We start from the raw sequence: 13,464 nt of genomic DNA on the forward strand, positions 1-13,464 counted from the left end.
AATGTGCGCTGCACCGCACATTTGCGGGTGAAATGCTGCGCCAGTACGAACTTGTTGAACGGGTCAAGGCCTACGACCCTGACGCCGATGAGGCGATGCTCAACCGTGCCTATGTGTACACCGTGCAGAAGCACGGGACGCAGAAGCGCGCGAGCGGGGACCCCTATTTCAGTCATCCGGTAGAGGTCGCCGGGCTGATGACCGATCTGCGCCTCGACCAGCAGACCATCGCCACCGCGCTGCTGCACGACACGGTCGAGGACACGCTCGCCACGATCGAGGATATCGAGGCCAATTTCGGGCCGGAGATCGCGCGGCTGGTGGATGGCGTGACCAAGCTCTCCAAGATCGAGCAGCTGCCCGAAAACGAGCGCGCGGCGGAAAACCTGCGCAAGTTCCTGCTCGCGATGAGCGAGGATATCCGCGTGCTGCTGATCAAGCTGGGCGACCGGCTGCACAACATGCGCACGCTCCACTTCATCAAGAACGAGGACAAGCGCCGCCGGATCGCGCGCGAGACGATGGATATCTACGCCCCGCTGGCGGAGCGCGTGGGCATGTACGAATACATGCGCGAGATGCAGGCGCTCGCGTTCGAGCAGCTGGAGCCGGAAGCGTACGCGACGATCACCGGACGGCTTGCGGAAATCCGCAGCCAGGACAGCGGGCAGGTCGATGCGATCGCGCTCGCGATCAAGCAGGCGCTGGCCGAGGCGGGGCTGAGCGTCGAGGTGTCGGGGCGCGAGAAGCACCCCTATTCGATCTGGAAGAAGATGGCCGAGAGGCATCTGCCGTTCGATCAGGTGACCGACATTTTCGCGTTTCGCGTGATCACCGAAAGCGTCGAGGACTGCTACCGCGCAATGGGCGTGCTGCACACGGTGTGGCAGTTCATTCCCGGCAAGTTCAAGGATTACATCTCCACCCCGAAGAGCAATGGCTATCGCAGCCTGCACACCTCGCTGATCTACGAGAATTCGATGCGGGTGGAGGTGCAGATCCGCACGCAGGAAATGCACCGGACCAACGAGTTCGGGCTCGCGGCGCACTGGGCGTACAAGCAGCATGACCGGCCCGACGGGCAGGTCGGCTGGCTGCGCGACCTGATCGAGATCGTCGACGCCAGCCATGACCCCGACGAGCTGCTCGAACATACGCGGCTGGCGATTTATCAGGACCGGATCTTCGCGTTCACCCCCAAGGGGGCGCTGTTCCAGTTGCCCAAGGGCGCCACCCCGGTCGATTTCGCATTCGCGGTACACACCGATCTGGGCGCGCAGACGGTGGGCGCGAAGATCAACGGGCGCCACATGCCGCTGCGCACCCCGCTGGCGAACGGCGATGTGGTGGAGATCATCAAGGGCAGCGAGGCGGAGCCGCAGCTATCCTGGCTGGGCTTCGTGGTGACGGGCAAGGCGCGCGCCGCGATCCGCCGGGCGGTACGCAACAAGGAACGCGAAGACGTCGCCGAGCTGGGCTCCAAACTCTACGACCAGATCGCCGCGCGCACCCCGGCCAAGGTCGGCAAGAAGGCGCTGCGCGAGGCGCTGAAACGCCTCGGCATGGAGGAAGAGGAAGACCTGATGTACGCCATCGGGGCGGCGCAGATCACCGATCACGAGGTGATGGAGGCGCTGGTCCCCGGTAGCACCGCCGATTTCGAAGACGACCCCGACTGGTCGCGGCACAAGAAGCAGGCGCTCTCCATCCGCGGGCTCAAACCCGGCAATGCCTACACGCTCGCCCAGTGCTGCCACCCGGTGCCCGGCGACCGGATCGTCGGGCTGCGGCGCAAGGGGGAGAGTGTGGAGGTGCACAATATCCAGTGCCTCAGCCTTGCCAGCGGGATCGACAACGACTGGCTCGATCTCGACTGGGGCAATCGCTCTGGCCTTGCGACCGGGCGGCTTTCGGTCACGCTGTACGACCGGCGCGGGACGATCGCCGAGATGGCCAATATCGTCGCGCGCAACAATGCCGATGTCCGCAGCCTCGACAAGGTGCGGATCGAAGACCCCTTCGCGACCTACGAAATCGATATCGAAGTGCAGGATCTCGCCCACCTCACCCGCATCCTCAGCGCGCTGAGGGCGAGCGATGCGGTGGCCCAGGCCGACCGGATATGACCGCGCTGCTGGCCTATGATCACGTCCAGCTGGCCATCCCCGAAGGTGGTGAGGATAGCGCGCGCGCCTTCTTCGTCGATCTGATCGGCATGCGCGAAGTGGCCAAGCCCGACACGCTCTCGCCGCAGGGCTGCTGGTTCGCGGCGGGCGAGGTCGCGCTGCATCTGGGCGTCGACCCCGATTTTACCCCTGCGACCAAGGCGCATCCCGCGTTCCTCACCAGCGATCTGGATGCTCTGCGCGCACGGCTGGAACAGGCCGGTGTCGCCTGCCGCGACGACAAGCCAGTGGCAGGCTACCGCCGTTTCTTCACCGCCGACCCATTCGGCAACCGGCTGGAATTCATGCAGAAGGTCTAGCGCTTGGCGAGATCCGCAGCCCGGGGCCAGTGCATGCGATAGCGCACTTCGTCGGGCGCCTTGTCCCAGTCGGAGATGAGCCTTTCGGCGATCTCCCCGCCGAGCGTGCGGTAGAAGCCGACCGCAGCTTCGTTGCGTTCGAACACCCAAAGGTAGAGCCCTTTGTGCCGATCGCGCGCGGCGACCCGTCGTGCCGCCTCGCTCAGCAGCGCCTTGCCCACACCCTGTCCGCGCACCGATGCGGCGCTGTGCAGGTTGTCGACGAAGCCGCCCCAGCCGGGCTCGCGCTCGTGGAACAGGCTGGCGAACCCGACGATACCCTGTTCGCTTTCGGCGACGACAACCTCAAGGTCGTCCGGCCCGGCGGTCAGACGCTCATGCCACACCGCGCGTCGATCTTCCTCCACCGGCCCGGCGAGATAGGCGGGGTCGAGGATGCCGGCATAGGTGCTGCGCCAGTTGGCGGTGTGCAGCGCCGCGATCGCGCCTGCATCGCCAGCATCGGCAGTGCGAAGCGCAAATGTGCTCACTCGGCGTCTGTCCTGCGCACGGGCACCGGGATATTGCAGACGTCCGCCCCGCCGGCAGGCTGGATGAAGAACGGATCGCGCCGGTTGGCGCGCGCATCGGCATAGCGCGCGAAGCTCTCGCTCGCGGTGGAGAGGTATTCGAAGTGCGGCTGCTCGCTCTCGGGCAGATCGGCGGCCATGCGGACGGAGACGATCGGCACGCGCTTGCTCTCGTCCTCATAGAAGCCGAGCGGGCCGGTGCCGCGCGGCAGGCTGGAGAGGTGCTCGATGCCTTCCACGATCCGGCCCACGACCGCGATATTGCGGTCGAGATGGCGCGGCGCGTGGCCGATCACGGTGTAGAGCTGCGATCCGTCGCCGGTATCGGGCGACATGTTGCGACCCACGCCGACCATGCCGTAGCAGTGCACCGGCCACTGGACCGCGAGATGCATTCCCTGCACGCCGGCAATCGGCCAGCCGTCGCGAAAGCTCGCGAAATCGGCATAGGCGTCGGTCATCATCGGGGCGGGCCAGTCCTCGAACACCTGCGGCTGGCGCTTGGCCTGCAGCACCGGCCCGGTGAGCCAGTTGGGCGATCCGGCGACATACTCGCCCTCGGTCATCACTTTCAGCCCCTCGGGCACGGCCTTGGGCTCGACGCCCATCTCCGGGTCGGGCTGGCCCCACTGGACCACGTAATTGTCCTGCACCCGCAGGATCTGGCTGCCGTCCCAGTAATTCGCGCGGGCGAGCGTGCGGATGTTCGCGACCCAGCCTTGGCTGAACGGCGCGCCGATCAGCTGCATCACGATCCTGCGCTCGGTCCCGTCGTCGAGCGGGGGCAGCGTCATCACCACCAGGTTCTCCGGATCGATGGCGATCCAGTCATCGGTGGGCGCCGAGCTTACGATTTCGCCCGGGGACGGCGGAGGTGCTTCGGCTTCTTGCGCGAAGGCGGTACTGGCGAGCGCAAGAGCGGCACTGGCGGCAAAAAGAATACGCATTGGCTTCCCCCTCATGGCGAGCAGCGCGAAACAATCCGGAGCGGAGCGCATCGCCGCCCCAGATTGCGTCCTTGCGATGCTCCCCGCAATGCCGAACGCAAATTTAGCGGTCGGCCATGTCTTCCAGCGCGTGCATGTCGTCGTCCGAGAGGCCGAAGTGATGGCCGATCTCGTGGATCACGACATGCCGCACCAGGTGCTCGAGAGTCTCATCGCCGCGCTCTGCCCATTCGTCGAGAATCGGGCGGCGGAACAGGCGTATGCGGGTGGGCAGCGTGCCCGACATCTCGATGCTCCGCTCGGTCAGCGCGTGGCCTTCGTAGACGCCGGTCAGTTCGAAGGGATCTTCCATTCCCAGCTCGCGCAGGGTCTCCTCGTCGGCGAAGTCCTCCACCGCGAACACCACATCGCCCAGCTGTTCGGCAAAAGCCTGCGGAAGCGCGGCGATCGCCGCCCGGCCAAGCGCTTCCATCTCGTCCAGCGTCACGGGAAGTCCGAATTCTCTCATGCCCGGTGCCTAGCGGAGCATCCGCGTCTTGCGAAGCGCACGGAACGCAGCTAGGTGCGCTCCCTTCCCGAACGGGCGATGCGGAGCGGTGGCCGAGTGGTCGAAGGCGCACGCCTGGAAAGTGTGTATACGGTAACCCCGTATCGAGGGTTCGAATCCCTCCCGCTCCGCCATCGACCTCTTCGAGGTTGTCCAATCACCTCCAGATCCGTGCGGAAAGCTTTACAATTCCGCTGTTTGCGACTCCTATGCGGTCCAGCCCATTTCACCCCTAGCCAAAAGCGTTTCGGGGTATTCTGGGGGTAACGAACGGACCGCACTGGGGGTATCGGATGCTGACGGACAAGGCGGTGCGCGCTGCTGCTTCGAGAGACAAGGCTTATAAGCTTGCCGACAGCCGCGGATTGCATCTTCACGTGTCTGCGAGCGGCCACAAAAGTTGGCGCTACAAATACCGGTTCGAAAACAAGGAACGGCTACTGACCTTGGGTGCATACCCCGAGGTGTCGCTGGCCGATGCTCGCGAGAAACGCGATGAGGCAAAGAAGATCCTGCGCGATGGGCGTGACCCCCGCCATGTTGCCAGGAGGGCAAGGATGGTCAGCACAGGAGATAAGGCGAAAACGCTCGAGGAGGTCGCTCGAGAGTGGCACAAGCTGCAGATTGATCGATGGAAGCCGGTGCATGCGACCGATGTCATTACGAGCCTTGAGCGCGACGTGTTTCCGCAGATCGGCACGATGCCGCTGGCTGAGATCGACAAGCCACTGTTGTTATCGGTCTTGCGCAAAGTCGAAGCGCGTGGTGCCATCGAAACTGCCCGGCGTATCAAGCAGCGGGTGGCGGCGATTTATCGCTATGCCAATGCCGAGGGTGCTGACCTCGCCAACCCTGCGACCGATATCAACGATGCGCTAAAGCCGCTGCCACCCTCTCGCCGCTATCCGGCGCTCACAGATGTGGATTCCATCAGGTCGATGATCGGTGACATCGAGCGCGCAGGCGCGTCCCCTGTCAATCGGATCGCAGGGCGTATTCTGGCTATCACGGCCCAGCGCCCCGGCATGGTCCGTTTCATGCAGTGGGACGACATTACCGGGATCGACTGGGCAGACCCACATGCTGATTGCAGCGAGGCCCTGTGGGTAATTCCAGCCGAGCGCATGAAGCAGGAGCTGCACCTGCGCAGCGACGAAGCCTTCCAGCACAAGGTGCCCCTGACTTGGCAGGCGGTTGAAGCATTGCGGGCTGTTCGGTGGCTTACAGGCCGTTCGCCATTCGTGTTTCCCGGTGCGCGCTCCGGCCTGAAACCCATCAGCGAAAACGCCATCGGCTATCTCTACAACCGGGAAGGCTACAAGGGGCGGCACGTTCCCCATGGTTGGCGTTCAAGCTTCTCGACCATCATGAACGAAAAGGTCGAGCGCGAACTGGGCGCCGATGTTCGTTTGCTGGCCGATCGCCTCATCATCGACCTGATGCTTGCCCATACTCCCAAGGGGATGAGCGCCAGCGAACTGCGCTATAATCGTGCCGCCTATATGGGGCGTCGCCGGGAACTGGCGCAGGTATGGTCTGACCTGATCATGGAAGGCGCGCTGCCTGTCGAAGAGATAATCGACAGCCCTCGGCGCAAGCGGCGCTAGCTCTTATCGCGTCGGGCAGCTTGTTCTTCGATCCAGGCCAACACTTCGGTCAGCTTCCAACGCGCACTTGAGCCGAGCTTTAGCTGCTCGGGGAACTTGCCATAGTTTATGTACTGATGAATCCACGACTCGCTTTTCCCAATCAGCTTGCTGACCTCCTTGATCGTCAGCAAGGCTGGACCAACTCCGGGCGGACTGGCTGGAGCGACGTATCTCGGACTTTGCGCGGTATTGTCTCCTTGCGCCGTTGTGACCTTTCTTGCGGCGACGGCACGGGCAGCCCGTAGCTGCGGGTCGACAATCTCTTCGATCTGGCGATTGGTCAGCGGCCCAAGCGGCTTCAATTCAGCAAGCCATTCATCGAACTGCGCAGAACACACAAAAATGCGGTGGGTAGGCGATGCATCCGGATTTGCCCATTGCTCGAGGTTCATTGTCCCGGTGGCAAACCTTAGCATCGGATCATCAAGTTCCCAGTATGCAGCAGGGATCGCTGCAACGTCGCCGCCGCCGAGTGGGCGAGCGAATGTGTCAAGGCGCCCTAGGGCGAACATGCGTGCAGGGTGTTCGGCATTAAGACGGACCAAGTCTCGGGCGGCGTCGTTCTCGCCTTCGTCCTCGGGTGCGGAAAAAATCTCAGGCAATTCGTGGGGCGGAAACCCAGCCTGCGATTGTACAAGCTGGCCAAAGGCCATGGTGAGGGGTTTTCTTCCGCTCGAGACCAACGACGTGCGGCCGAGATAGGTTGACCAGGGTTCGATTTGATCAGTCACCTGTATAGGCTAGCAGGACAAATGATTGCGGCAAGATAAGTCCGCTTTGCGCCCCAAACTCGGTCGCTCAAGCCACTCCGACAACCGCTTAAAAGCGGACATCCGATCTGTGTCGCTTGGACGGCTGCCAGTGCAGAACCTTGAACTATCTCGCGCAAAGATCGGAGCTATAGGCTTGTCGCATGCCTTGCCGTTCAAGAAAGCGGAGCAGGTAATCCGGGTAATCTGTCATCACGACATTGGCCCCAAGATCTACAAGTCGGCCCCAGCCATTCTGCGGGGCTGGCAGGGATACCGCATCGCTCAGGCCGCCGCTCCAGTAGGGCCGAACCGCCACGGCCATAACCGGCCGTCCGGCAATCCGCCTGTCTCTGGCAATTGCAGTGAAGAAGTCCTCGCCAAGAAACGGAATCTCAAAGCCATCAGGATCGAAGGTTTCCATCTGGTCGAGCCGAGCGACCGGATCGGCCCCTTCGCTTTGCCAGATAATCGGCCAGATAAGCACGTCGTCGGGCAGTTCGAGCCTGGCGATGGGAAGCGAAGTGCTGACCCGACCATGGCTGTTACGATCGGGGACCTTCAACACAATCTGGCCGATAACGCCTTCTTCCCGCGCCATTTCGAGGGCCTCGTTCACAAGTGTCTGCAAGTTGGCACGTGCTGAAGGCTTCAGCTCAAGATTGATCATGACCTTGTTTTTGGCCGCACGGTAGTATTCGCGCAGCGTCGTTACGGGCAACGGCGTGATCGGGGCCCCGGGGCCGCCTTCGCCATCGCGTAGGTGCAGTCCGGCCAGGTCCTCCATGGTCAGATCGTTGAGATAGCCCCATCCGTCGCTGGTACGGTCGATCGTATCATCATGCATCACGACGAGCGTCCCGTCCTTGAGCATGCGTACGTCGTTTTCCACCACTTCGACGCCCATGCGCCAGCAGGCATCGATAGCGGCGGGCGAATTTTCTGGTGCGGCAGAAAAGCAGGCCCGGTGTGCCACCACCACGACATGTCCCTCGGGCGGGTGGAGGACGCGCTCGCGCAGTTCGACGAAATGATCGGGGTTCGGAAGGCAGGGTTGCGCCGCGCCAGCCGAGGAACAGGCAAGAGCGAGTGTAGCGGCCAGACAAGTAGCGATACGCATAGAAATTCTCCGGACCTCGAACCGATCAATATTTGTAGTGCAGGCCGAGCCAGAACTCGCGGCCACGGCCAAGGGAGTTGTAGATTGAATCGTTAATACCGGTCGTCTGGATCTGGTATTCGTCGGTCAGATTCTTGGCATCGAAGGTGATGCGAAGCTTGTCGATCGCCCGTACGTTCAGCTGGAAATCGAGGAAATGCTGCTGTCGGACGTAGCGATCCGATTCCGCCGAGGTGCCGAAAGAGCCGGTGAAAGCACGTCCGCGTCCACGATAGTTCAGGTTGATGTCTACCGGCCCGAAATCATAGCTGGCGCGCGCACTGCTCATCCATTCGGGCTGGTTGCGCAGTCCCGGCACCGAGCGGGTGCTGCCGTCGGTGAAGACCACGTCCCAAGTCGCATCCATATAGGTGAAGTTGGCTGCGATGCCGAGCCGGTCGAAGGGCGCCGGCAGGAAGTCGAGGCGTCGCTTGTTGGCGGTCAGCTCGATTCCAGTCACGCTCGCCATGCCGTTATTGAGCGGCACAGTGCGCACCTCCGTCAGCATCCCTTCGCCATCATAGAACTCGGTACGCTGGTCGAAGATTTCGCCATCGAGATCCTTGTGAAACAAGGCCACTGCCAGCACACCGTCGTCGAGGTAGTATTCGATGCTGGCATCGTAGTTGGTCGACACGCGGGTATCGAGTTCGCCGTTCGTGCCCGAGATGATCGTTTCTCCGGCAGCGCCGATGGTGGTGGTGATGCCCGGGGCGAAATCGGCGAAATCGGCGCGGCCGAGCGTCTGGGTGAAGGCGGCGCGCAGCTTGAGGCGATCTGTCGCGTCGATGCCGGCCTGCACGTTAGGCAGCCATTTGCCGTACTGATTATGGCGATCAAGCGGCTGCTCGGTTCCCGAGACGATCTGTCCGGTCAAAGTGTCGTCTGTGGTGTGTTCGTAGCGCAGGCCGACAAGCAGCTTGAACGAGCCAGTGGCGTAGGTAGCCGCCGCATGCAGGCCGATTATGTCCTCGCGCAGGGTATAGTCGGAGGTGAGCCGGTCGTCGGTTGTTATCTTGGCGTTGGCCGGGTTGTACATGAAGTCCCAGAACGCATCGTAATCCTGCAAGGCGGCCTGATTGTTCTCCATCGTGCCCGAGGCTACCTGGTCAAATCCAAGTGCCACGCCCGAGTTGAGCTTGTAGTATTCGTATTGCTCGTCGAAGCTGCGGTCGAGCCGCACCCAGTTGACACCGACCGAGCCGCCTAGGCCTTCAGCGTCGGGCTGATTATTGAAATTGAACTTCGCGCCGAGCGTGTAGACGTTGTCGCGCAGCGGCTGGTAGCGATTGTAGGCACCGCTCCCGCCGTTGTTGAACTTCCAGCTGGCAAGGTCGTTGTAAAGCGCTGGGTCGGCGGGGGTGATCACTGGCACGTCGCCGCTGATGTCGTATGACCCGTCGATGCTGCCGATACGGAAGCCGTTGCCGAGGTTGCGGGTGAGCGTATCGTTGCTGAAATCGGTGTAGTTGCCGCGCAGAACCAGCACGCCGCGGTCGGCCACACGCAGGTCGAGACCCGCGCCCACGACGAAGGCGCTGCGCTCGATCACGTAGTCGTACTCGCGGATCTGGGCGTTGCCATTGGTGAAGTCGGCGGTGCCGGGGCCGGTCGGGGTCACGGTACGGCTGCCATTGGGCGCGATATAGGCGCCCGCGCGCTGGATGTAGTAGTCCTTGGTTTCGTCGAAATAGTTGAAGCTGAGGAAGGCGTACATGGCGTCGGTCGAGCGCGCCTCGAGCTTGCCGAACAGGGCGGTGTTGCGCGTCTCCTTGTCGACCGCGCTATCGGCGGAAAAGACATTGCCGCGAATGATGTCGGTAATTTCGCCGTCGAAGCCGCCGAGTTGGCTATAGCCGCTGCTTGCGCCCAGGTCGTCGTAGTCGGCGGTGTGCTGGCGGTTGAAGCCGAACACGGCGCCGAAATTGTTATCCGGGCCGAAGGTGAACTTGCCCGCGCCGTAGACCTGGTAAGACTGCTGCTCGCTCACGCGGCTGTCATTCTCGGCAAAGCCGATCCGCCCGCCGGCCTTGAAATAGGGCTGTGTGCCGCCGTCGAAGGCACGCAGCGTACGCAGCGCGATGTGGCCGCCGACCGAGTTGGCGTCCATGTCGGGCAGCACGGTCTTGTAGACGCTTGTTTCCTTGACGATCGCCGAGGGGAACATGCCAATCTGCGCGCCGCGATTGTTCTGGCTCGAAAACCAGATCGGGTTGCCGTCGATCTCCATCGAGTTGTAGCGCGAATCGAAACCGCGCAGCGAGACATAGCCGGGGTCGCTCGAAGAGAAGAACCCGTCCGAACTCACGCCCACCACGCGGTCGAGCGCTTCGGGCAGGGTGATGTCGGCGGTCTGTTCGATATCTTCCGAAGTGATCGAATCGACGATCGCCGGCGACACCTCCTTGATCGCCTCGCCCGGAGTAACCACCGAGCGGCGGCCGGTCACAACGATGGTCTCCGACGAGATCACGGAGCGTGCATCGGTGGCGGTTGCCTGCTGAGCGAGTGCCGGTTGCGCGGAAAGCAGCGCCACGAGTGGCACGAGCGAAGCGGAGTAGGCGAATTTCTGGTTCATCGATGGTCCCTCTGATCGTCCTGCAAAGGCCGAAGCCCCCTGAATGCGTTGCGGCACACCTAGGCAGGCTTTGTGACATTTTAATAACGCTGTGTTATTAAAAGCGTGGATGCTAGAGACTGCAGGCGATCAGAAGGGAGAGTGTCTTGCCAAAGTCGGCCTTGGCCCTGCTCAACCCCAGCGAGCGGGAAGTACTCGATATTGTAATGAGATACGGCCCCGTAATGCGGCAAACCTTGGTCGAGATGACCGGGCTTACCGCGATGTCGGTATCGCGCATTGCCCGCTCATTGGGCGAGAAATCGCTGATACTTGATGTTGAGAAACGCAGCGGAGGGCGCGGAAACTCCTTTAAGGCGTTATCAATTAATGACCAAGCCTTGTTCTCGCTGGGGGTGAATTTCACCCAGACCGCGATCGAATTCGGGGTCCTCGACCTCGGGGGCAACCTGCGCCGCTACGAACGCCGTCCGATTGAGAAGGCCACCACCGGCTCGATCCTGCAGCAGATCGAAGCCTGGCTCGCCGAGACTGCGGCGGCGCAGGAATTTGCCCTTGCCGATCGCTTGCTCGGTATCGGCATATCGCTGCCGGGTGACTTTGCTGCGGACGGACGCAGTGTTGCTGCCAACGCGTTGTTCCAAGAGCTTCGGGGGCACGATCTGGCGCAAGAGTTTTCAACTGCGCTTGGTTATCCGGTCGCCATCAACAGCGATTCCAACTGTGCAACGGTGGGCGAGCGCGTGCTGGGCGCGGGCAAGAATTACGAGAACTATCTCTATGTTCATCTTGGCCACGGTGTCGGCGGCGGGTTGGTGCTAGGCGGCCGCGCCTATTTCGGGCCGCATCGCAATGCGGGCATCATCGGAAACCACTTTCCGGACGACAGGCCAAGGCCTTCGGGCATCGATTTGCTGCACACACTTCAGGCTGCGGGTCATTCGCTTGCGGACTTTTCGGATCTCGACGGTCTCGATCCCTTCACGATACCAGAGTGCCGCGAATGGATCCGGCGAGCTGGCGCCCAGCTGCGCGACAAGCTCAACTACCCGGTCAAGCTCGTTGATCCCGAGGCAGTCATTATTGGCGGGCGGCTGCCCAGCGACATCAACCAGGCGCTGGCGGTGGAAATCGACCAGCCAGACTTCTGCATCACTTGCGAGATGGACCGCTTTCTGCCGCGCCCAAAGGTGCTGGGCTCGCTGCTGGGCAGCAAGGCTGGCGTGATCGGGGCGGCGGTTCTGCCCAGTTACGAACAGCTCTTCCCCAGCCACACGCGCTAGGCACTGCTTCCCTTGCCGAGTTCGTGGCATAGCCAGGCACAAGACAGCGCGAGCGCACATGGCAGGGCGAGCCCGCATCCCAGAATGGCGCGGTCGATAGCGAGTGAGCTGCCACCGGCTTCATATCCTGCAAGATCGAGCCCTGCGCCGAAGATCATCGCGCCAAGTCCTATGGCTGCCTTCTGAGCCAGAATCGCCACCGCGAAGATCGCCCCGCTCGCACTGATACCGAGCTTCGCTTGGACCCAGTCGGCTCCGTCGGCCACGATTGTCCAGATCAGCGAGTAGGCCCCCGCCGCCCCGATCCCCACGATAAAGCAGGAGACCAGAACGAACTGCGGCGCGAACGCCAGAAAAGCCATCGCGCTGGCCAGGCCGAATGCGGCGACGCAATAGGCGTAAGTGAGGAGCGCGGTACTGGGCTTTTTCGCGGCCAGCCCGATCCACAGCGCAATTCCGGCCAGTTGCCCGGTAAACATGGCGGTGAGCATGTCTGAAGCGGCTTCAACATCGTCGAGCAGGTTGGCAGCAACGTATAGCAGCGACTTGGCGAATAGTGGCAAGCCAAGCGAAGCGAGCGCGCCAAGGGCAATGGTACGACGCAGGAAGCGGACACGCAGGGCCTGACCGAGCTCGCGCCAGCCCACCCGCCCTGCGACAGCGGTAGCGCTGTGCTTGCGATCTAGCCCTGCAACGGACAACCATGAGAAAACCATGACCAGTGCCGAAGAGAGGCCGATCGCGATCGACAGGCTGGCCAGTGTGCTCGCCGAAAGCCCCGATGCATCGTCCCCATCAGCCAGTGGCCGCAATGACAACGCGATGACCAGGGAGGCGAGTGAACTGAACAGGAACCGATAGGTCGACAATCGTGCGCGCTCGGGCCCGGCCGGGGCGACTGCAGTCAACAAGGCGTTGTGGGGCAGGTCGATCAGCGAATAGCCGATGCGAAACCCCCATGACAGCAGGGCCACCAGAAGGACGGAGCCGAGGCCGAGTGCGGGCAGTTGGAACAAGGCGACAAACAGCCCTGCGCTGATCGGTGCGCCAAGCAGGATATAAGGTCCATAGCGCCCCAGCACACCGTGCGTGCGGTCGCTCGCCAGCCCGATTAGTGGATCAAGCAAGGCGTCCAGCACCAGCGATGAAAGCATGACCAACCCTGCCAGTGTCGGATTGATCCCCAGCATGTCAGTCATCACGAAAAGGAGCAGAATGTCCATTGAACTGGCAAGGATGTTCTTGCCGAAGTTGCCCGTAGCGTAGCCAATGCGCCGGAACGAAAAACTTGATGACATACGTCAGTGTTCTCACGCTTGGACAACAGTTGTCAGCCAGCTCGCCAATGCCGGATGTTGGCCCATTCGGTCACAATGAGGACATTGTTATGACGTCCGTTTTTTCGTCTCGCCGCCCAAAGCGGGCAGTCAGCTTCCGGCCCAGATTTTCATATTCTTCGGTTGCTCTTCCCTTGGCCATTGAGGGCCAAGGAGAAAGA

Annotated in this window: 11 protein-coding genes and 1 tRNA gene; 5 read left to right on the forward strand and 7 right to left on the reverse strand. The window is 62.1% G+C overall.

What is annotated here, in order from left to right; translation table 11 throughout:
* Positions 1-32: 32 nt before the first annotated feature.
* The gene (locus K7H93_RS09570) at positions 33-2,126 is read left to right on the forward strand and encodes a RelA/SpoT family protein (protein ID WP_230783423.1); all 2,094 of its coding nucleotides are present in this window, start codon (positions 33-35) and stop codon (positions 2,124-2,126) included.
* A complete protein-coding gene (locus K7H93_RS09575) occupies positions 2,123-2,485 on the forward strand; it encodes a VOC family protein (protein WP_054524974.1) in 363 nt (120 codons plus the stop codon). Before K7H93_RS09570 ends, K7H93_RS09575 begins: the two co-directional genes overlap by 4 nt.
* Here the strand turns inward: K7H93_RS09575 and K7H93_RS09580 are convergent.
* The 3 genes from K7H93_RS09580 to K7H93_RS09590 all read right to left on the reverse strand — a co-directional run bounded on the left by K7H93_RS09580 (position 2,482) and on the right by K7H93_RS09590 (position 4,509).
* A complete protein-coding gene (locus K7H93_RS09580; RefSeq protein WP_230783424.1) occupies positions 2,482-3,015 on the reverse strand; it encodes a GNAT family N-acetyltransferase in 534 nt (177 codons plus the stop codon). The two genes, K7H93_RS09575 and K7H93_RS09580, sit on opposite strands and share 4 nt — an antisense overlap.
* Positions 3,012-4,001 carry a peptidylprolyl isomerase gene (locus tag K7H93_RS09585; protein WP_230783425.1) on the reverse strand — a complete coding sequence of 330 codons (990 nt, stop codon included), beginning with the start codon at positions 3,999-4,001 and terminating at the stop codon, positions 3,012-3,014. The genes K7H93_RS09580 and K7H93_RS09585 overlap by 4 nt, the downstream gene beginning before the upstream one ends.
* Before the next feature lie 103 nt (positions 4,002-4,104).
* On the reverse strand, positions 4,105-4,509 hold the full coding sequence (locus tag K7H93_RS09590) for a metallopeptidase family protein (RefSeq protein WP_054527281.1): 405 nt from the start codon (positions 4,507-4,509) through the stop codon (positions 4,105-4,107).
* 82 nt (positions 4,510-4,591) lie between these two features.
* On the opposite strand from K7H93_RS09590, the gene K7H93_RS09595 reads away from it, so the two are divergent.
* Positions 4,592-4,682 (forward strand) — tRNA-Ser (locus tag K7H93_RS09595).
* Between the two features lie 159 nt (positions 4,683-4,841).
* Positions 4,842-6,155 carry a tyrosine-type recombinase/integrase gene (locus K7H93_RS09600; RefSeq protein ID WP_230783426.1) on the forward strand — a complete coding sequence of 438 codons (1,314 nt, stop codon included), beginning with the start codon at positions 4,842-4,844 and terminating at the stop codon, positions 6,153-6,155.
* On the opposite strand, the gene K7H93_RS16080 is transcribed toward K7H93_RS09600, so the two are convergent.
* The 3 genes from K7H93_RS16080 to K7H93_RS09615 form a co-directional block, all read right to left on the reverse strand.
* Positions 6,152-6,928 (reverse strand): helix-turn-helix transcriptional regulator, encoded by a 777-nt coding sequence (locus K7H93_RS16080; RefSeq protein ID WP_230783427.1) that lies wholly within the window; start codon positions 6,926-6,928, stop codon positions 6,152-6,154. The genes K7H93_RS09600 and K7H93_RS16080 overlap by 4 nt on opposite strands.
* Before the next feature lie 145 nt (positions 6,929-7,073).
* Positions 7,074-8,066, reverse strand: a complete 993-nt coding sequence (locus K7H93_RS09610; RefSeq protein ID WP_230783428.1) for a glycerophosphodiester phosphodiesterase family protein — start codon at positions 8,064-8,066, stop codon at positions 7,074-7,076.
* Positions 8,067-8,091: 25 nt separating this feature from the next.
* Positions 8,092-10,683, reverse strand: a complete 2,592-nt coding sequence (locus tag K7H93_RS09615) for a TonB-dependent receptor (protein ID WP_230783429.1) — start codon at positions 10,681-10,683, stop codon at positions 8,092-8,094.
* Between the two features lie 161 nt (positions 10,684-10,844).
* Between K7H93_RS09615 and K7H93_RS09620 the strand changes: the two genes are divergently transcribed.
* Entirely contained in the window at positions 10,845-11,966 is a 1,122-nt protein-coding gene (locus K7H93_RS09620) for an ROK family transcriptional regulator (protein WP_230783430.1), read from the forward strand.
* On the opposite strand, the gene K7H93_RS09625 is transcribed toward K7H93_RS09620, so the two are convergent.
* On the reverse strand, positions 11,963-13,264 hold the full coding sequence (locus tag K7H93_RS09625; RefSeq protein WP_269060189.1) for an MFS transporter: 1,302 nt from the start codon (positions 13,262-13,264) through the stop codon (positions 11,963-11,965). The two genes, K7H93_RS09620 and K7H93_RS09625, sit on opposite strands and share 4 nt — an antisense overlap.
* Positions 13,265-13,464: the final 200 nt, after the last annotated feature.

The organism is Citromicrobium bathyomarinum, assembly GCF_021021475.1.
Lineage (GTDB): Bacteria > Pseudomonadota > Alphaproteobacteria > Sphingomonadales > Sphingomonadaceae > Alteriqipengyuania > Alteriqipengyuania bathyomarina.